This window comes from Micromonospora sp. CNZ322, assembly GCF_007827755.1.
This window is the reverse complement of sequence record NZ_VITD01000004.1, coordinates 57,736-74,529: the sequence shown is the minus strand read 5'-3', so window position 1 is coordinate 74,529 and position 16,794 is coordinate 57,736. Positions and strand designations below refer to the sequence as shown.

The window sequence follows — 16,794 nt, the reverse complement described above, 5'->3', positions numbered from 1 at the left end:
GTGTCCCGGCGCGACCCGTCCCGGGCCGGCCGCGTGTCCGACGGGCGATCCTGACTGTCGGCCGCCCGCGAATGTCCACCCAACATGCTCCGGAACCGACCGACAACTTGGGATGGACTTCGTCACCCCATCGTCACCGATTTGACGGGCGTGGGTCGCCAGCTCGACGCGAGCTCACCCGGACGGGTCAGGCGCTCCCGGTCGCGTCGGCGGCCCGGGGCCGCCCGAGGCGCTGCCGCCCGCGCCGCAGCGGCTTGGGGGTGACCAGCCGTTCGACGCCGCCGAGGACCACCTCAGCCAACAGCGCGAGCCCGGCCACCAGCACACCGCCGGCGACGATCTGCCCTCCGCCGGCCGCGATACCGATACCGAAGCCGGTCCGGATGATCTGGCCCAGACCGCCGCCGTTGACGAAGGACGCCAGCGCCGCGGTCGCGATCACCTGGACCGCCGCGGTGCGGAAGCCGGCCGCCAGATAGGGCACCGCCAGCGGCAACTCCACCCGGCGCAGCAGCTGCGCGCTGGACAGGCCCATCCCCCGGGCCGCGTCGCGGGCCTCCGGGTCCACCTGCCGAACCCCGGTGTACGCGTTGGCCAGCAGCGGCGGTACGGCGAAGACAGCAAGTGCCACCACGACCGGTGTCTTCCCGAAGCCGCTGGCGAAGACGACTGGCAGGATGGTCAGCAGCGCCAGGGTCGGGATGGCCAGGGTGGCGTTGGAGATCAGCACCACGAGGCCGCCACCTCGACCGAGGTGACCCAACCAGAGCCCGAGCGGCCAGGCCACCAGACAGCCGAGCGCCACCGCCAGGGCGGAGATCGTCAGGTGCTCGCCGAGCCGGTCCAGCATGCCGCCGGGGTTGGTCCAGTTCAGTGGGTCGTTGATCCAGGTGATCGCCTGCCCGATCGGGTTCGCCGCGACGGTCACCGTGCCCTCCGGGTGGACCAGGGAGTCACCAGTCGGGCGACCAGGATGAGCAACAGGTCGAGCACGACCGCGAGCGCCACGCAGAGCAGTGCTGCCGTCATGATCTCGGCCTTGTAGAGGTTGTTCTGGAAGCCCGCGAAGATCAACTGCCCGAGCCCGCCGTGCCCGACCAGCACCCCGACCGTGACCAACGCCACCGTCGAGACCGTCGCCAGCCGTACGCCGGTCACGATGCCCGGCAGCGCCAGCGGCAGGTCGATCCGGAACAGCCGCCTCCACCGGCCGTAACCCATGCCCTCGGCGGCCTCGCGAACCTCCGGGGGCACCTGGTTGAGACCGGCCACCACGTTGCGCACGATCAGCAGCAGCGCGTAGAGGACCAGCCCGACCAGCACCGTGGTCGCCCCGGTGCCCAGGTAGGGGGCGATGAACGCGAAGAGCGCCAACGACGGAATGGTGTAGACCACCCCGCTGACGGCGAGGATCGGACCGGCGAGCGGACGTACCCAGTACGCCAGCACGGACAAGGGCAGGGCGATCAGCACCGCGATCAACACCGCTCGACCGGTGAGGGAGGCGTGTTCACGCACCGCGGCGAGGATCGTGTCAGAGTTGTCCCGCACGTACTGCCAGGAGAACCAGGGGTTACCCGGGTCGGCCCGGTAGCTCAGGCGGAAGGACATACGTGGACGTTACCCCGGAGGCTGCCAGCGTGGCCGAGTCCCCTCGCGCGGCGCCGATCGCGCTGCACGGCATCCAGAAGCGCTACCCGAACGGCACCGAAGCCGTCCGGGACCTCAGCCTGGACGTCCGGGCCGGCGAGCTGGTGGTGCTGATCGGCCCGTCCGGCTGCGGCAAGTCGACAGTGCTGCGGATGATCAATCGCCTGATCGAACCGACCGCCGGTCGCATCACGCTCGGCGACGAGGACGTCACGAACGTCGACCCGGTGCGACTGCGCCGTCGAATCGGGTACGTGATCCAGAACGTCGGTCTCTTTCCACACCAGACCGTGCGGGCCAACGTGGCCACCGTGCCGGGCCTGCTCCGCTGGCCCAAGGGCCAGACCCGGGCCCGGGTCGACGAGCTTCTCGACCTGGTCGGGTTGGACCCGGCGGAGTTCGGCGGTCGATACCCGCACGAGCTGTCGGGTGGCCAGCGTCAGCGCGTCGGGGTGGCCCGGGCGCTCGCCGCCGACCCGGTGGTGCTGTTGATGGATGAGCCGTTCTCGGCCGTCGACCCGATCGTCCGGGCCCGCCTCCAGGAGGAGTTCCTGCGCCTCCAGGCCGAGGTGCGCAAGACGATCGTGCTGGTCACCCACGACCTCGACGAGGCCGTCCGACTCGGTGACCGGATCGCGGTCCTCTCCGAGGGCGGTCACCTGGAGCAGTACGACACCCCGGCCGCACTGCTCGGCGCACCCGCCACTGCGTTCGTACGCGAGTTCGTCGGCGCCGACCGGGGCATTCGCCGGTTGGCGGTCACCCCGCTCGACCGGGAGGCGCTGGAGCCGGTGCCCGAGGACGCCGCACCGGACCTGCCCACCGTCGCTGTGGAGGGCTCGGCGTACGACGCGTTGGCGGTCCTGCTCACATCGGGCCGGGACCGGCTCCTCGTGACCGACGCCGGTCGGCCGGTGGGCGCGCTCAGCCGACAGCGCCTCCTCGACCTCGGCCGCCCGAGCAGCTGAACCCCTGGCCGGGGCAGGCACGACCGCCGCGCCTGACCGCGCCTCGGCCGGGTCAGGCGCGACCGCCGAGACTGGCGATGCCGATGATCCACCCGGTGAGGAAGCCGTAACCGGCACCGGTGCTGGCGTCCTGCAGGGCCCCCAGCAGTGACGGTGCCGGGCCGAGCAGCGCCGCCAGCACGGCGGCCAGCCCGCCGGCGAGCACGTACGCGGCCCAGCCGGAGAAGAACTGACTGACCGGGCCGGGCACCCGGGCGACCTGCGCGGCGGGCAACAGGTAGAGCAGCGCCACCGCGAGGACCACCAGCAGCACAGCTCGCAGGTCGGCGGCGAACAACCCGCCGGCCTGCCCGTCCGCGTCGAGCCGCCAGGCCGGCCAGGCGAGCAGGCGCGCGTAGAACGCGCCGCCCGACTCCGGGTCGGTCAGGGTGGCGGCCCAGCCGGTGTACGCCGGACTGCCGCAGATACCCACCAGCAGCAACACGGCGAGCGCGCCGGTGCCGGCGGCCGTGCCGTAGCGGCTGACCGGGCCGGAACGGTGGACGAGCGACGCGATCCGCCCAGGCCCCGAACCGGTGGCTCGGGCGGACCTGGGCTGCCCCGAGCGGCTCAGTGCTTCATCAGGTAGTCGATGAAGGCGGCGCGCAGCAGCGGCGCCGACTCCTCGTAGCCGTGACCGGTCAGCTCCCGCCACAGCGCGTTGGCCTCGTCGATCGTCGGGCCGATCGAGTTCGGGGCGCCGTCCAGCACCGTGGCCTCGTCCGCGTTCGGCAGGTGGCGCAGCACCGACCAGAAGAAGCCCACGTCCCGATGCTCCCGGGCCCGGGCGAACGCCCGCTCCCGCAGCTCCTCGGTGGACAGCGCGTCAAGCTCCTCGAACGAGGTTCCGCCCGGGGTGGCGGCAGGTGAGTCGGTCATGTCGCCGAGCCTAACGGTCGAGATCAGCTCCGGCTCGGCGGACGCGACGCGGCTCACCGCTCGTCGGTGTCCCACCGTCGCGGGCTGTCCTCCCACCGCGGATCCCGCCACGGGTCCATCGGTTGCGGCGCGGCCTGAGTCGGCAGCGTGGGAGGCCAGTTGTCGACGGACTGCGGCTGCGGCGTGGCCCAGCCCGAGCTGATCGTGCCGTCGCTGACCGGCTCGGGCCGGTCGGGGCTGCCCGGTCGCGGTCGCCCTAGCGTCTCCACCAGCCGGGTGGCCAGCAACCCGACGCCGAGCGCCGCTCCGCCGACCACCCAGTTGCTCAGCGTCCAGCCCCGCTCCGGCGCGTACACCTGGAAGACGGTGACCAGGCCGACCGCCAGCAGCGTGCCGAACACACCGCCCCGGCGGCCGTACGCGCTGGTGCCGGCGAGCAGGGCCACGCCGATGGCCAGCACCGTCCAGTCCAGCCCCGAGGTGGGCGCCACCGGCCCGGGATCGTTGGCGGCGAGCAGCATGCCGGCCAGAGCGGCCAGCACCGTGGAGACGACCAACGCGACGGCGGTCACCACGGCGGCCACCACGCCCCGCCGACGGGCCGGGTCGGTGATCGGCCGGTACCGGCCGACGAGCCGGCGGATCGCCCGGATCGCGCCGAACAGGCCACCCAGGACGGCCACCGCAGCGAAGCCGGCGAAGAGGTAACCGGCGCTGCTGGTGGGGTCGTAGTCGCCCTGCACCAGCACGGGCGCCGAACGGCGTTCGATGTACACCACCACGGCGGCGGCGCCGGCCAGGCTGGCGGCCCAGCCCGGCACGTGCAGCACCACCACGGCCAGCGCCAGCGCCAGCCCGCCCACCGCGGCGACCGCCATGGCCGAGCCGAGCGACGCCGGCAGGCCCCGGTCACCCTGCTCGGCGTAGTGCAGGGCGGCCGCCACCGCGATCGGGCCGACGGCCAGGTTCGGCGCGGCCGTCCGCAGGCTCAGCCCGGCGGCCAGCGCGAGCAACCCCAGCCCGACCGCGTCGATCAGCAGCGTGCGCAGGTTGCCGTCGCGCACCGCGGCCGGATCCTCCCGCCAGAGCAGCCAGCTCACGGCGGCCAGCCCGGCCAGCAGCAGCAGCTCCCACCACAGGTGCACGCCGATCCGATCACGGCCGGGCTCACCGTGGGTGGGGTCGTCGAAGACGTTCTCCAGTACGGCGGCCGGCACCCCAGACGCGGGTTCGGCCGACCGGTCCCGGCCCGCTTCTTCGTACCCCATGGCGCCGCCTCCCCAGTGGCCGACCGTCCCAGTCCGGCGCACGGACGGACCCTGGGCGGCCCTTGCTCTCCGATCGCAGGCACCGTACCCGCGCCCGCAGCCGGGCGTAACCCCCTGCTCAGCGCTGGCCGGGGCGGCTCTCCCGAGAGTCCTGCTCGCGCTCGTCGTCCGGGCGTTCTGGCACCCGGCAGGAGCGCTCCAACCAGAGCGCGGCGCCGACCAGTGCCAGCGAGGCGAGCAGGCCTCCGCTGGCGGCCGGTCGATCGTCCAGGGCCGCGCGGGTGGTTTCCACGAAGAGCCAGCCGGTGAGTCCCGCGTAGAAGCCCGCAAAGATCGCGGCGGCCAGTGCCGACGCCTTGGCCAGCACCACGAAGCGGGCGACCAACAGCGGGTTGACCGGGTCTCGGCCCGGCTTGCGCTCGATCCGGCCCCGGGTGTTGATCGCGGCGTACGCCTCCAGCACGGCGAGCCCGGCCAGCGTCACCACCGGCAGCCAGGGCAGCCGGGGAATGCCGCTGTAGTAAAGGCTGCTGATCAGCAGCCAGGCCACCGCCGCCGCACCCAGGCCGGCCACGACCAGGGTCGAAATCCGGGTGGGGCCCATCCGGGACCCGTCCGGGCCCGACCCGCCGGGTGGGGGCTTCGCCTGCGTCATGCCGGCCGGTTCCGCTCGGTCATGCCGTCGACTCTAACGCCAACTCCGGCCGGGGACGCAGTTCCAACGCCTCGTCGGCCGCGGGACCGGTGGTCAGCAGGTCGGTCAGCCAGCCGTGACCGGGCAGCCGACCGTACGGCTGGATGTCGATCCACGGACGCAGCACGAAGGCGCGCAGGTGCGCCCGGGGGTGCGGCAGGGTCAGCTCCTCCTCGTCGCTGAGCACCGGCTCGTCGTCGTCGCCCCAGACCGCGATCACGTCCACGTCGAGGGTGCGCGGCCCGAACCGCCGCTGCGGGTCACGGACCCGGCCGGCCGCGCGCTCCGCGTCGCGGGCCCGCTCCAGCCAGTCGCGCGGGGTCGCGCTCTCGTCCTGCACGAGCACCACCGCGTTGAGGTACGCGGGCTGATCGGTGTCGCCCCACGGTGGAGTCTCGTACACCCCGGAGAGTACGAGCACCGCGTCGCCGAGGGTGACGACGGCCGTGCGCAGGTGCTCCAGGCGGTCGCCCAGGTTGCTGCCGAGCGAGAGGACCGCCCGGGTCATCGCGTACGCGCCCGGGTCATGGTGACGGCCACGTCGGTGAAGGTGTGCGGCACCGGAGCCTCCGGCTTGTGCACGGTGATCGTCGCGGCGTCGACCCGATCGTCGGCCAGGCAGACCGCGAGGAGCCGGTCCGCCAGGGTCTCGATCAGGTTGACCGGCTCGCCGGTCACCACCGCGACCAGGCGCTCGGCCAGTTCGCCGTAGTGCACGGTGGCGGTGACGTCGTCGCTGGCCGCGGCCGGGCCGAGGTCCAGCTCCAGGACGGCGTCGACCACGAAGTCCTGCCCCTGTTCGCGTTCGAAGTCGTACACCCCGTGCCGGCCGCGCGCCCGTAGGCCGGTCAGCTGGATCCGGTCCGTCGTCATCGCCGTACCCCATGCTCGTGATCGTCTTGCGTTCGCTTCCTGGCGTGCGGCGGCACGGCCAGGCGGGGGCTGCCGGTCGCCGCCCAGACGGCGAGCGCGTCGGCGGTGGCCTGCACGTCGTGCACGCGTACGCCCCAGGCGCCCGCGGCGACCGCCAGCACGCTGGTGGCCACGGTGGCCGCCTCCCGCTGGGCGGTCGGTCGTGGCGTGCCGTCCGCACCGGCCAGCAACCCACCGAGGTACGACTTGCGGCTCGCCCCGAAGAGCAGCGGGTAGCCGAGATCCAGCAACTCCGGCAGGCGGGCGCTGAGCTCCCAGTTGTGCGCGGCCGTCTTGGCGAAGCCGAGCCCGGGGTCGACGATGAGGCGGTCGGCGGCCACCCCGGCTGCCAGCGCCGTGTCGATCCGTTTAGCCAGCTCGGCCCGGACGTCGGCCACCACGTCCGTGTAGGTGGCCAGCTCGCGCATGGCACGGGAGTGCCCACGCCAGTGCATCAGCACCCAGGGGCAGTGCGCGTCGCGGACCACCCGGGCCATGTCCGGGTCGGCCAGGCCACCGGAAACGTCGTTGACCACCGCCGCGCCGGCGACCAGGGCAGCCTCCGCGACCCGCGCGCGGCTGGTGTCGACGCTGACCGCCACACCGGCGGCGGTCAGTTCGCTGATGACCGGCAACACCCGCTCGGCCTCGGTCGCGGCGTCGATCCGCTCGGCGCCCGGACGGGTCGACTCGCCACCGATGTCGACCAGGTGCGCGCCGGCATCGCGTAGACGGACGCCGTGTCCGACGGCGGCGTCCAGGTCGGCGTACCGTCCGCCGTCGGAGAAGGAGTCCGGTGTGACGTTGAGGACGCCCATCACCACCGGGCCCGAAGCCCGCACCAGATCGGTCACGACTAGACGGTACCGGTCGCGGCGGCGGCGCCCAGCGACCCGGGTAGGCCGCGCATCACTGCCCCTGACGTGCCGATTGGAACAGGTGTACGATCGGTCATCCGGGCAGTATCGGGCAGCCCCTTCGCGGCTTGTCGCAATCCGGGGCGGCCCGTACGCTTTGGAATTGGCCAGCATCGAGATGGCGAAGCTTGGAGGGAGGGCCGAAGCGGGGAAAATCCGCCCAAACCTCGCCACCCTCCGTGGTGAGTAACGAACACAGGGTCAAGAACGCCATGCCCTGTGGGGCACTTTTCCCGTCCGGCTTGCCTATTGCACCGCCGCGGCACCGCCGGCCGCGCTATGGGGAGGTTCCAGTGATCGCCTTCGAGCTCATGGAGACGGCGTCGTCCGGCGTCGCCCACGCGCTCTCCACCCTGGCGTCGGCTCCACTCGCGGAGCCGGCACCGAAGGGAATCGACACCAACAGTGTCGTCACCTTCTTCGCCAGCAAGATCGCGCCGATCCTGCTCGCCGTCCTGGGCGTCATCTTCATCGGCCGTGCCAGCCGAGGCGAGATCTCCAAGGTGCTGACCAGCTCCGCGATCGCCATCGTCGGGCTCGCCTTCATAGCGGGCGCGGCAACACTCTTCTTCGTCGGCGATTACCTGATCGACCTGATCTTCGAATAGGCGCGTTCACCAGATGCGGCTGCGCACCGACGACGACATCTACCGGGCCCGCCTGGTCTACCTCGGGCCGCCCGGTTACACCCTTCCGGTCCACCTGCCCTACGCCCAGTACGGGCTCTTCATGCTGCTGGTCCCCCTCTACATGTTCATCCACTGGCTGTTCACGTTGACGGTCGAGCTCTTCCCAGCCTGGGAGATCGCGCTCGCCATCGTGACCACGTCGTTCATCTTCCGGCACGTCGACCCTGATCGGCCGGCGCGGGTGGTCATCCGCACCGCGCTGACCGACTGGCGACGCACCCGGGAGCCGGCGGTCGAGCAGCGCGATCCGCGCCTGGTCGGCAGCCGGATCAGGATTAGGGAGGAGCTGGCATGACCGGACGTACGTCGAATGGTCTGTCGCAGGACGCGGGCATGGGTCTGCCGACAGTCGCCGAGGCGATCGCATGAGCCGCTCCTCCACGCCGGGCTCCCCGGCCGGCCGCCCGGGCGCACCAGCCGGTCACCGTACGCACTCATTCGACTACACGGAGGACGAGGGCGAGGTTGCCCTCGACCCCGCGTTGGTGACGTCGCCCGGCCACGGTGCCGTCGGCGTGTTCCAGGCGCCCCGGCCGATTCCCCGCCGGACGCCACCGGCCGAGCCCACCGCCGTGTCGGCCGGCGAGAACGCCGACATCGACTCTCCCTTCCTGGACCTCTTCGGCGGCGGGGGACGACCCGCCTCGCCACGAGCCGTCACCGCCGGCCCGAGCACCCGCGAGCAGCCGGCGATCCCGCATCAGCCGCCACCCGCCGCCAGCCCGGCACCGGCCCGCGCGGTTCCCGAGCTCGAGCCACCGTGGACGCCGGCCGACCCGCCGGGCAACGGTGGCCGACCCGTCGAGCCACGACACGGAGGCGGCCACCCGGCCAGCGAGTCCCGGGTGCCGCACCAGGCCGGCGATCGACGGCCGATGCTGCGTCCGCCGGACGAGCCCGACCCGTCCACCGGCGGCGGGCCGCAGGCGACCGCGAGCCCCGTCCGCCGACCCGCCAGCACCGCGCCGGGCGGCCACCCCGCAGCGACGTCGCCGGCCCGACCGGCAGCTCAAGCGCCCCAGCCGACGGCCACGGCCGGCCGGTCCACGGCCACCTCGGAGCAGCCGGCCATGATCACGGCTGCGGATCGGCCAGCTCTCGAACGCGCGCCGCGCCGGGCCACCGACTCGGATCGGCCCAGGAGCACCGGCAAGGAGATCGCCGCACCCCGACAGCGCACGGCGAGCCGTCCGGACCGACCGATCAAGCCGACCCGGGTTCGCGCTCCAAAGATCAAATTCGGGGATCGGGATCCGTCTGTCGAACTGGCCATCACCGAGATCGCCGGGCACCTCACCTTCACTCCGAACACCGTCACCGCCTGGTACTGGCTGCCCGAGGTCCGCTGGGCGTTCCGGCCGGACGCCGAACGCGAGGCGCTGCTGTCGGCGATCTCCGAGCAGTACGCCGGCCTGGCCGGCTTCCGACTGCACCTGCGCCGCACCACCCGGCCGTTCCCCGCCGACGAGTGGGCGCGCACGATCGACACGCACACCTCGGCGCCGCTGCCCGACGTCCCCGGCACCACCGGCTGGGCCGACCATCTGGTCGCCGCCCAACGCCACCTGATGGCGGTCAACCACGCCGAGGGCCAGACCTACCTGGGTGTCACCTTCGCCCGGCGTTCCCTCGGCGATTCGCTCACCGAGCGGCTGCTGCGCACCTTCGGCCGGGGCACCGCCGATGGGGAACGCCGCAAGCTGGGTCGCACCGTGGAACAGTTCGACGAGGTGCTCGGGGCGTTCGGCATGCGCGGCCGGCGGGTCACCGCCCAGGAGCTGGAATGGTTGCTCTACCGCTCGGTGGCGCTGTGTATGTCGCCGCCGAGCACCCTCTCCCCCGTCACCGACGGGCGCTGGGAGCGCGGCGACCTGCTCGCCATGACCGAGCAGGTCGAGCGCTACCGCACCCCGTACGGCTCGACGGTCAAGCTGGTCAACCGGATGACCGGCGAGGAGCGGCACGTGGCAGTGCTCGCGGTAGGCCGGATGGAGCCGCTGGAGATCCCGGAACGACACGAGCCCTGGCTGCACTTCCACGAGCGGCTGCCCTGGCCGATGGAAATCTCGACCCGCGTCGACATCCTCGGCTCCGGCGACTCCTTCCGCAATCTCGAACACCGGCTGCGGATGATCCGCTCGCAGCAGCTCGACTACGCCGAACACGGCATCGACGCGCCCCCGGAGCTGGAGCGACTGGCCAAGCGCGCCCTGGTGATCGGCGACGAGATGACCACCGGCCTGCCGGTGGACTCGGCCCGTGCGCACGGCTGGCACCGGATCGCGGTCGGCGGCCGGACCAGGGAGGAATGCCTGGAGCGGGCCCGCCGGCTCATCCAGCTCTACTCCCGGGAACTGCGCATCTCGCTGCAGCACCCGAAGAACCAGGACTGGCTGGCCCGCGAGTTCATCCCCGGCGAGCCGATCGCCAACACCGGCTACGTGCGTCGCATGCCGGTGCCGTTGCTCGCCGCCGCGCTCCCCCAGGCCGCATCCAACGTGGGCGACCGGCGGGGCGACCTGATCGGCCGGACCGCCGGCACCTGCCGCCGCCCGGTCTTCCTCGACCTGCACTTCCCCATGGAGGTCCGGGAACGCTCCGGGCTCGCGGTCTTCGTCGCCGAACCGGGCGGTGGCAAGTCGACCCTGCTCGGCGCCCTGGGCTACCTGGCCGCCCGCCGAGGTGTGCAGGTGACCCTGCTCGACCCATCCGGCCCGCTGGCCCGCCTCTGCGCGATGCCCGAACTGCGGCCGTACTCCCGGGTGTTGAACCTGACCGGCTCGGAGCACGGCACCCTGGCGCCCTACTCGCTCATCCCGACGCCGCTTCGCTCCGAGTTCGGCACCGGGGCCGCCGGTGACCGGGAGTTCGAGATCGCCGTCTCCAACGCCCGAGCCGAGCGGCGGATGCTCGTCCAGGACATCTGCATGATGCTCGTCCCGCCGCAGGTGGCCAGGGAGGCGTCGACCGCCACCCTCTTCCGGCACGCCGTCCGCCAGGTCCCCGCCGAGGAGACCTCCACCCTGGACGACGTGGTGAGCTGCCTCGGGCGGCTCGACGACGACGCCGGCAAGGAACTGGCCAACCTCCTGCTGGACACCGCCGAGATGCCACTGGCCATGCTCTTCTTCGGCCGACCGCCGGAAGGCCTGCTCGGCGCCGACGCGGCACTCACCGTGATCACCATGGCCGGGCTACGGTTGCCCGACCTCAAGATCGAACGGGAGTACTGGTCAGCCGAGGAAGCACTGGCCCTGCCGATGCTGCACACCGCGCACCGGCTCGCCGTCCGGCGCTGCTACGGCGGCTCAATGTCATCCCGCAAGCTCGTCGGCCTCGACGAGGCGCACTTCATGGAAGGCTGGCGGTCCGGGCGCTCCTTCCTGGTCCGACTCGCCCGCGACTCCCGCAAGTGGAACCTGGCCGCACTGGTCGCCTCCCAGAACCCCCGCGACATCCTCGGCCTCGACGTGCAGAACCTCGTCTCCACCGTCTTCGTCGGCCGCATCGCCGAGGACGCCGAGATCGCCTCCGAAGCGCTCCGGCTGCTCCGGGTACCGGTCAACGACGGGTACGAGGCCACCCTCGCCTCACTCTCCGCCGCCGACACCAGCTCGTCCAGCCGGCTCGGCTTCCGCGAGTTCGTGATGCGCGACGTCGACGGCCGGGTGCAGAAGGTCCGAGTCGACGTCTCGTACGTCGAAGGGCTGCTGGACCACCTCGACACGACGCCCGCCGCGATCGCCGCAGCGGCCGGAGTCCTGCCGAGCATCCCCCTGCCGGATCTGGAGGCGTGACATGGCTAGGGCCTGGGCAAGGACTGCGTCATTCCTGCTCGCCCTTGGCGTACTGGCCGGGGCCACCCTCACCTGGCCGTTGATCGGCGCGGAGGCCGCAGCCGCCGCACCGCCCACCGCCCAGGCCCGCGCCGACCTCTGCACGACCCCGGAATGGCAAGCCGACTTCCGCGCCTGCGTGGGGAAGCTGAAGCAGGTCGGTGAGGGGGAGATCGAGTGTCGGAAGCCCCCCGTACCCTCCGCTCCGGACTCGGGCCTCGCCGGCTGGTTCGCCTCCCGCCCGGACTCCTCCAAGCTGCCCGGGCCAAAGGGCATCTACAGCGACTACGGCTACGGCGGTTACAGCTTCAACACGTATCGAGTGGATGGCGGATGTGCCTCCGCCATCCTCCATCCCGACTACAAGTTCACCACCACGGTCGCCAACGGCGAGCTCATGATCGCTACAGCGGTCGTGGGTGCCTCGAATGCCCTGCGGGAACGAGCCTGGGACCCTCGCTCGATGTGGGATTGGGCCGACCCGCTGGTGGAGAAGGCCACCAAGGCCGTCTATCAGAAAGTCTTCAGCGTCTTCGGGATCGTCACGCTCTGCGTGGTGGGTCTCTACCTGCTCTGGCGCTCCCGCCAGTCGGACATGAGCAATGCGATGACGACGGCAGGGTGGGCGCTACTGGTGATGGTGGCGGTCACCGCGCTGGCGGCGTGGCCGGTCAAGTCGGCGAACATCGCCGACGGAACCCTGATCACCTCACTCGGCGTCGTACACGACGCCATAGGCCCGGCGTCAAAGGACACCCCGCCGGATCAGTGCGACGACCCAGATCCCAAAGCATGCAAGGACAACCGGCCGCCGGCCGTTCGGGCCAGCGACACTGCCACCGAGGCCATGCTCTATCGCAACTGGCTCCGTGGAGTGCTCGGCTCGGCGGATAGCGAGACCGCCCGCAAGTATGGCCCCGCCCTGTACGACGCTAAGGCGTTTTCCTGGGAGGAGGCCGAGAAGCTGCGCGCCAACCCGGGCACCCGGGGAGCAACGATTAAGGCCAAGCAGCAGCAGTGGATGACGGTCGCGGAGCAGATCGAAACCGAAGACCCGGAGGCGTACGAGTTTCTGACCGGTGCCCGCGACATGGACCGAATCGGCTCGGGGTTCATCGCCGTGCTCGCCGCCGTGCTCTTCGCGATGTTCGACCTGACCGCGTCAGTGCTGGTACTGCTGGGCTTCCTGATCTTCCGGTGGGCGGTGATCGCGGCACCCATCCTGGGCACCATCGGTTTGCTCCGGCCGGCCAGCGCCGGTCTGCGACGGTTGGCGAACGCCGTGGTCGCCGCAGTGTTCAACATTGCCATCTTCGGCACCGGGGCCGCCATCTACCTGTTCGCCGTCGATCTGATCATGAGTACCCCTGCCCTGCCGGGTTGGCTTCAGGTGGTGCTGGTCTGGCTCTGCGGGGTGGTCGGATGGCTGCTGCTGCGCCCGTACCGGCGGATCACGCAACTCGGCGGCAAGGACAGCAGCGAAGCGGTCAGTTCGGCCGGGTCTTGGCACCGCCGGTTCTTCCGAGACATGCGGACCGCCGCGCGGCTGGACGTAGCCGAGCCGGGTGGCACCGCTGAGCCGGTGGGCGGACGTCGACGGTCGCCCGACGCCACGCAGACCCGGCTACGTCCGGAGGCGCGGCGGGAGGACCCGGCCCCGGTACCGACCGCTGCGGCCGAGGGCCGACGCGCAGACGCGGTACGACCCGACGGTCGAGAGCGGCCCGACGAGGCGCCGGCGGAGGAGGGCAGGGGTCGGAACCGCCCAGCCGCCCCGCAACCTCGACGCCGACAGCCAGCGACCTGGACCGAGCCGGATGTTCCGGCTGAGAACCCATCGTTCGTGGTCTACCGCCCGGGCTCCACGGAGCGAGCACCGGATCGCACCGGTCCTCGGGTGCGCTCAGAAGCGAGGTGACGGTCATGCGACGGGCGTTGGAGTTCCTCTTCACTCGGGCGCTGCGGTCCCGCTTGGGCGTTGCGCTCGTGATCGGAGTGGTGGTCGTCGGCGTGCTCGGGGCGACCCGGCTGATATCCAACCCGGCCGATTCAGCGGATGGATTGAGTAGCCGTCCGGATGGACCGATCATCACCGTGGACCCGACGGCCGGCGACGACGGTCTACTCAACAGCGCGGCCCCGCCGTCACCCGTCACGTCGCCCGGCGCCCGCACGCCCGAACAGACCGCCGAACGCTTCGCCAAGGCCTGGCTGGGCCGTCCCGGGATGACCGCCGAAGAGTGGCAGGCTGGTCTGCGGCCACTTTCCACGCCGGCGCTGAGGGAGAAGTTGACTGGCGCCGAGCCCGAGAGCGTGCCCGCCGAGAAGGTCATCGGTCCCCCAAGCATGCGAGAGCGGAACGAGACGTTCGTCGAGTTGCTGCTCCCTCTTGATGCCGGCGGGCTCCGGTTGGAGCTGGTCACCGCCGACGGTGGTTGGCTGGTCGACGTTCTGGACTGGGAGCGGCCATGAACGACGTTGGTAACGCCGGAACTCGGCGCGGGCCCCTCCGGCTCGGTGTGGTCGCCGCGGTGCTCACCGGGATGCTGCTCCTGCTCTGCTGTACCGGCGGCACCGCGGCGTTCTTCCTCACCGGGCTCGGCGGCGACGACGCCGAGGGCGTGGATGCCTTGGCGGGCATGGAGTGCGGGCCGGTCCGAGCGGTGAACGTCGCGGGCAAGCTGCCGCGGTTCACCGAGTACGGCGACACCCAGGTCCGCAATGCCGCGATCATCATCAAGGTCGGCCAGGACATGGGCGTGCCCTCGCGAGGTTGGGTGGTCGCCCTCGCCACCGCGATGCAGGAGTCCGCCCTACGCAACCTGGCGAACAGCGGCGTACCCGAGTCCCTGGCCCTGCCGCACGAGGGTGTTGGCGCGGACCACGACTCGCTGGGCCTGTTCCAGCAGCGGCCGGGGTGGGGCACTGTCGCCCAGCGGTTGAACCCCGCGTACGCGGCTCGCAAGTTCTACGAGAAGCTCGTCAAGGTGGAGAGTTGGCAACGCCGACCGCTCACCGCGGTCGCGCAGCGGGTGCAGGTCAGCGCATACCCGGACGCGTACGCCAAACACGAAGAGCTAGCCAGCCGGATCGTGGACGCCCTGGCCGGCGGCGCGGCCCGTACCGTCGAGATCAACGGCAAGGCGGTGTGCAACGCGGCCGAGCGCGGCCAGATCGCGGCCTCCGGATGGACCGCCCCGATCCCCGGCGGAGTCGGCTCCGGTTTCCGCACCGCCAGCCGACCCAGCCACAACGGAGTCGACATCGGCGCGGCCAAGGGCACCGAGATCCGCGCGGCAGCGACTGGTCGAGTGTTGGTCTCGACCTGCGACGAGGACCACCGCGGCCGACAGGACTGCAACGTGGACGGCTTTCCCGGCAAGGGGGGCTGCGGTTGGTTCGTCGACCTGCTGCACGCCGGTGGCTACATCACCCGGTACTGCCACATGGTGGTCCAGCCCTTCGTCAAGAAGGATCAGATCGTGACGGCCGGTCAGGTGATCGGCAAGGTCGGCAGCAGTGGCAACTCCTCCGGCCCGCATCTGCATTTCGAGGTGCACCTGCGTAACAACCGCAACGCGTCCGGCGCGGTGAACCCGGTCCCGTTCATGCGCGAGCGGGGTGCCCCGCTGCGCGCCGCTGAGTGAGGCCATTGCGGTCATGACCGGACCATTGCCCGACCCGTTCGCCGATCAGCCCGACTGGGCACCGCAAGCGCCGAGACCGCTGGCCATCGTCCCCGCGACGGAGCGGGTCGAGCTACGCGGACGGCGGGTGCTGGTCGGGCTGCCCGGGATGGGTTGGCGCGGGGACCTGCGCGCGGACGACCGGGTGGTGCAGAGCGCCCGGACCTACGTGCCGGTGATCCCCGAGCACGAGTGGTACCGGGCGGAAGCCGACCAGGTCGAGGTGTTCGCGCCGTTGGTGCCGGTGGAGCGGGTCTGGGTGGAGACGGTCGGCAGCCGTCCGGGGATGGACGACGCCCGGGACACGGGCATCCGGTTGGTCTCGCTGGACGGCCCGGCACACCGGACCCCCACACCGGTCTTCGAAGCGGACGCGGTCACCGGTCGTCGGGTGGTGCACGTCGAGGGCGGCCTGGAGCACCGCGACCTTCGAGCGGTCACCGAGACCTACTCTGGCGCCGAAGGGGACATTTGCGTGCGAGTCACACCCGAAGTGGAATGGTACCGCTGGGCCTGGCGCGGTCAGTCACCCACCACGTTGGAGGTTCCGGTTCACCTTTTATGGATTGAGTGACATTAGCTAGCCTCCGTGCCGCCGCAGATTCGCCACCCATCGTCACCCTCCACGACAGAGAACGTCCAGTCCTCTCGGCGGCTGCTTCGGACAACGCCCTCGGCCGACCCGGAAATGGTCAGCGTAGTGCCGACCGATTCTCCCTCACTGGATGGCGTGCGAGTCAGTTGGCCCCAACTGACTCGCACGGCGACGCCGAACTTCGACTCGCGCTGCTCAATCTCAGCTCTGAGGTCTCGAACGGCCTGCAGGTCGGCCTGACTCTCGCAGGTGAAAAGGTCTGCTCTTACGTCATTGCGATCCACGAGGAACGCGCGCAGATAGTTGTCCACTACCACGTCGGGTGCGCTGCGGTCGGGCGTTGAGGCGCGGTTGTACCAAACCACGGCGGTGGCGACCCCGCCGACGCAGAGCAGGGCGAGCACGCCAGCGACGACAGTGAGCACCGTCCGCATCCGGCGGCGTGGCGGCTGCGGTGCCGGCGGTGCCGGGGCGGGCGGCAGCTGCTCCGACGGTGTCCGCTGGGCCGGTACGCGGGAGACCTGGGAACCGGCGGGGGGCTGCACTGATTCCACCTCCTGAAGTTATCGGCTGGACGCCCCGGAGCCAATGCCTCAGATCCAGCGGATCGTGACGGACCCCTCCCCACCGGTGAGATCCGCGACAACACCGGCGCAGCGCC

Annotated in this window: 18 protein-coding genes; 8 read left to right on the top strand and 10 right to left on the bottom strand. The window is 71.5% G+C overall.

Going from position 1 to position 16,794, the window contains the following annotated elements:
* Positions 1–187: 187 nt before the first annotated feature.
* A complete protein-coding gene (locus FB453_RS11660; protein ID WP_091403223.1) occupies positions 188–928 on the bottom strand; it encodes an ABC transporter permease in 741 nt (246 codons plus the stop codon).
* Positions 925–1,611, bottom strand: a complete 687-nt coding sequence (locus tag FB453_RS11655) for an ABC transporter permease (RefSeq protein WP_091403225.1) — start codon at positions 1,609–1,611, stop codon at positions 925–927. Before FB453_RS11655 ends, FB453_RS11660 begins: the two co-directional genes overlap by 4 nt.
* A gap of 2 nt (positions 1,612–1,613) precedes the next feature.
* On the opposite strand from FB453_RS11655, the gene FB453_RS11650 reads away from it, so the two are divergent.
* On the top strand, positions 1,614–2,618 hold the full coding sequence (locus FB453_RS11650) for an ABC transporter ATP-binding protein (RefSeq protein WP_186718223.1): 1,005 nt from the start codon (positions 1,614–1,616) through the stop codon (positions 2,616–2,618).
* A 52-nt stretch (positions 2,619–2,670) separates the two neighbouring features.
* Here the strand turns inward: FB453_RS11650 and FB453_RS11645 are convergent, their stop codons facing one another.
* From FB453_RS11645 to folP, 7 genes are all read right to left on the bottom strand, one after another.
* Positions 2,671–3,102 (bottom strand): hypothetical protein, encoded by a 432-nt coding sequence (locus tag FB453_RS11645; protein ID WP_309251436.1) that lies wholly within the window; start codon positions 3,100–3,102, stop codon positions 2,671–2,673.
* 125 nt (positions 3,103–3,227) lie between these two features.
* Positions 3,228–3,536, bottom strand: coding sequence for a hypothetical protein (locus FB453_RS11640; RefSeq protein ID WP_091403607.1), 309 nt, complete (start codon positions 3,534–3,536; stop codon positions 3,228–3,230).
* Positions 3,537–3,589: 53 nt separating this feature from the next.
* Positions 3,590–4,804, bottom strand: a complete 1,215-nt coding sequence (locus FB453_RS11635) for an ABC transporter permease (RefSeq protein WP_145789794.1) — start codon at positions 4,802–4,804, stop codon at positions 3,590–3,592.
* Between the two features lie 118 nt (positions 4,805–4,922).
* The gene (locus tag FB453_RS11630; RefSeq protein ID WP_112700333.1) at positions 4,923–5,459 is read right to left on the bottom strand and encodes a DUF3180 domain-containing protein; all 537 of its coding nucleotides are present in this window, start codon (positions 5,457–5,459) and stop codon (positions 4,923–4,925) included.
* A 19-nt stretch (positions 5,460–5,478) separates the two neighbouring features.
* Positions 5,479–6,006 (bottom strand): 2-amino-4-hydroxy-6-hydroxymethyldihydropteridine diphosphokinase, encoded by a 528-nt coding sequence (gene folK, locus FB453_RS11625; protein ID WP_145789791.1) that lies wholly within the window; start codon positions 6,004–6,006, stop codon positions 5,479–5,481.
* The gene (gene folB / locus FB453_RS11620; protein ID WP_112601536.1) at positions 6,003–6,371 is read right to left on the bottom strand and encodes a dihydroneopterin aldolase; all 369 of its coding nucleotides are present in this window, start codon (positions 6,369–6,371) and stop codon (positions 6,003–6,005) included. Before folB ends, folK begins: the two co-directional genes overlap by 4 nt.
* The gene (folP, locus tag FB453_RS11615; RefSeq protein WP_145789789.1) at positions 6,368–7,264 is read right to left on the bottom strand and encodes a dihydropteroate synthase; all 897 of its coding nucleotides are present in this window, start codon (positions 7,262–7,264) and stop codon (positions 6,368–6,370) included. The genes folB and folP overlap by 4 nt, the downstream gene beginning before the upstream one ends.
* Positions 7,265–7,620: 356 nt before the next feature.
* Between folP and FB453_RS11610 the strand changes: the two genes are divergently transcribed.
* From FB453_RS11610 to FB453_RS11580, 7 genes are all read left to right on the top strand, one after another.
* Positions 7,621–7,935: a hypothetical protein gene (locus FB453_RS11610; RefSeq protein ID WP_030327982.1), complete on the top strand. Its 315-nt coding sequence runs from the start codon at positions 7,621–7,623 to the stop codon at positions 7,933–7,935.
* Between the two features lie 13 nt (positions 7,936–7,948).
* On the top strand, positions 7,949–8,311 hold the full coding sequence (locus tag FB453_RS11605; RefSeq protein ID WP_053654782.1) for a hypothetical protein: 363 nt from the start codon (positions 7,949–7,951) through the stop codon (positions 8,309–8,311).
* A gap of 70 nt (positions 8,312–8,381) precedes the next feature.
* Complete coding sequence (locus FB453_RS11600; protein WP_145789787.1) at positions 8,382–11,813, top strand: ATP-binding protein; 3,432 nt, start codon at positions 8,382–8,384, stop codon at positions 11,811–11,813.
* A gap of 1 nt (position 11,814) precedes the next feature.
* Positions 11,815–13,770, top strand: coding sequence for an MFS transporter (locus FB453_RS11595; protein WP_145789783.1), 1,956 nt, complete (start codon positions 11,815–11,817; stop codon positions 13,768–13,770).
* Positions 13,767–14,324 (top strand): hypothetical protein, encoded by a 558-nt coding sequence (locus FB453_RS11590; protein WP_145789781.1) that lies wholly within the window; start codon positions 13,767–13,769, stop codon positions 14,322–14,324. Before FB453_RS11595 ends, FB453_RS11590 begins: the two co-directional genes overlap by 4 nt.
* Entirely contained in the window at positions 14,321–15,499 is a 1,179-nt protein-coding gene (locus tag FB453_RS11585) for a M23 family metallopeptidase (RefSeq protein WP_145789778.1), read from the top strand. The genes FB453_RS11590 and FB453_RS11585 overlap by 4 nt, the downstream gene beginning before the upstream one ends.
* Positions 15,500–15,512: 13 nt before the next feature.
* Positions 15,513–16,112: a hypothetical protein gene (locus FB453_RS11580; protein WP_145789776.1), complete on the top strand. Its 600-nt coding sequence runs from the start codon at positions 15,513–15,515 to the stop codon at positions 16,110–16,112.
* 2 nt (positions 16,113–16,114) lie between these two features.
* On the opposite strand, the gene FB453_RS11575 is transcribed toward FB453_RS11580, so the two are convergent.
* Entirely contained in the window at positions 16,115–16,678 is a 564-nt protein-coding gene (locus FB453_RS11575) for a hypothetical protein (RefSeq protein ID WP_145790354.1), read from the bottom strand.
* Between the last annotated feature and the right edge of the window lie 116 nt (positions 16,679–16,794).

Coding starts and splice junctions, on each gene's coding strand:
- FB453_RS11630 (WP_112700333.1), bottom strand. CDS start 5,459: ATGACGCAGGCGAAGCCCCCACCCGGCGGGTCGGGCCCGGACGGGTCC.
- folK (WP_145789791.1), bottom strand. CDS start 6,006: ATGACCCGGGCGGTCCTCTCGCTCGGCAGCAACCTGGGCGACCGCCTG.
- folB (WP_112601536.1), bottom strand. CDS start 6,371: ATGACGACGGACCGGATCCAGCTGACCGGCCTACGGGCGCGCGGCCGG.
- FB453_RS11580 (WP_145789776.1), top strand. CDS start 15,513: ATGACCGGACCATTGCCCGACCCGTTCGCCGATCAGCCCGACTGGGCA.
- FB453_RS11640 (WP_091403607.1), bottom strand. CDS start 3,536: ATGACCGACTCACCTGCCGCCACCCCGGGCGGAACCTCGTTCGAGGAG.
- FB453_RS11605 (WP_053654782.1), top strand. CDS start 7,949: ATGCGGCTGCGCACCGACGACGACATCTACCGGGCCCGCCTGGTCTAC.
- FB453_RS11600 (WP_145789787.1), top strand. CDS start 8,382: ATGAGCCGCTCCTCCACGCCGGGCTCCCCGGCCGGCCGCCCGGGCGCA.
- FB453_RS11635 (WP_145789794.1), bottom strand. CDS start 4,804: ATGGGGTACGAAGAAGCGGGCCGGGACCGGTCGGCCGAACCCGCGTCT.
- FB453_RS11655 (WP_091403225.1), bottom strand. CDS start 1,611: ATGTCCTTCCGCCTGAGCTACCGGGCCGACCCGGGTAACCCCTGGTTC.
- FB453_RS11585 (WP_145789778.1), top strand. CDS start 14,321: ATGAACGACGTTGGTAACGCCGGAACTCGGCGCGGGCCCCTCCGGCTC.
- FB453_RS11595 (WP_145789783.1), top strand. CDS start 11,815: ATGGCTAGGGCCTGGGCAAGGACTGCGTCATTCCTGCTCGCCCTTGGC.